Origin of the sequence: Methylobacterium gossipiicola, from assembly GCF_900113485.1 — a bacterium.
Taxonomy (GTDB): domain Bacteria; phylum Pseudomonadota; class Alphaproteobacteria; order Rhizobiales; family Beijerinckiaceae; genus Methylobacterium; species Methylobacterium gossipiicola.
In genome coordinates, this window is record NZ_FOPM01000072.1 from 1 (window position 1) to 1,240 (window position 1,240).

Annotated in this window: 1 protein-coding gene; it reads right to left on the minus strand. The window is 64.4% G+C overall.

From position 1 onward, the window contains the following. Positions 1 to 30 precede the first annotated feature (30 nt). Positions 31 to 1,178, minus strand: a protein-coding gene (locus BM249_RS21055; RefSeq protein ID WP_091975555.1) for an IS3 family transposase whose coding sequence is annotated in 2 segments (ribosomal slippage) — positions 31 to 929 and positions 929 to 1,178 — 1,149 coding nt in all. Because the reading frame shifts where the segments join, the coding sequence is not laid out codon by codon here. Positions 1,179 to 1,240 lie beyond the last annotated feature (62 nt).

Consider the following 1,240-nt stretch of genomic DNA (forward strand, 5'->3'; position numbering starts at 1 on the left):
TGGCCAGCTGCCGGTTTGGTGGACACCATCCTAAGCTAACTGGGCACGGTTTTCGAACTCGACAGGGCTGAGATAGCCTAAGGTCGAGTGCCGCCGTGCCGGGTTGTAGAAGCGCTCGATGTAGTCGAACACATCCGCCCGAGCCTCGTCCCGCGTGCGATAGGTCCGTCGGGCCGTGCGCTCGGTCTTCAGCGATGAGAAAAAGCTCTCCATCGCGGCGTTGTCCCACACGTTGCCCGACCGGCTCATCGAGCAGGTCACCCCGTGATCGACCATCAGGCGCTGGAAGGCTTCACTCGTGTATTGCGAGCCCTGGTCCGAGTGATGCAGCAAGGCATCCGGCTTGCCCCTGCGCCAGATCGCCATGACGAGCGCATCCGTGACGAGTTGAGCCGTCATGCTGGTTTGCATCGACCAGCCCACGACACGGCGCGAGAACAGATCGATGACGGCGGCGACATAGAGCCAGCCCTCGGCGGTCCAGATATACGTGAAGTCGGCGATCCACTTCCGATTCGGGGCGTCGGCCGCAAACCGCCGATCCAGAAGATTGGGCGAGGCGGTCGCCCGCTCTCCCTCGTCCTTCGGCAGGCCACGTCGGCGTGGCCGTGCCCGTAGGGCGTTCTCGCGCATGATCCGCTCGATGCGGTGCAGCCCGCACGAGACGCCCTCGGCCAACACGTCATGCCAGACGCGCCTTGCGCCGTAGGTGCGGTCGCTGGCCACGAAGCTCGCGCGGGCCTTGACCAGGATGGCGTCGTCGTCCCGTGTGCGTTGGCTGGGCTGCCGGGTGAGCCAAGCGTGGAAGCCGGAGCGCGACACGCCCAGCGCAGCGCACATCCAGGCAACCGGCCAGACAGCGCGATGCTTTGCGATGAACGCGAACTTCATATCGCGTCCCTCGCAAAGTAGGCGGCGGCCTTTTTTAGGATATCACGCTCCGCCTTCAAACGAGCGACCTCCTTGCGCAGCCGGTCGATCTCGATCTGCTCGGGCTTCATCTGCCCCTGACCGGGAAAGGCGTGCTGCGGATCGGCCGCCGCCTGTTTCACCCATCGGTGCAGCATCGTCTCGTGAACATCGAGATCGCGCGCGGCCTGCGCGACACTGACACCGCGTTCCCGAACCAGTCGCACCGCCTCGGTCTTGAACTCACGTCCGAACTTGCGACGCTGCATGGAGCACCTCCGGCTTCATCATCACACCTAAATCGGGTGTCCGTGAAACCGGCAGCAGGCCA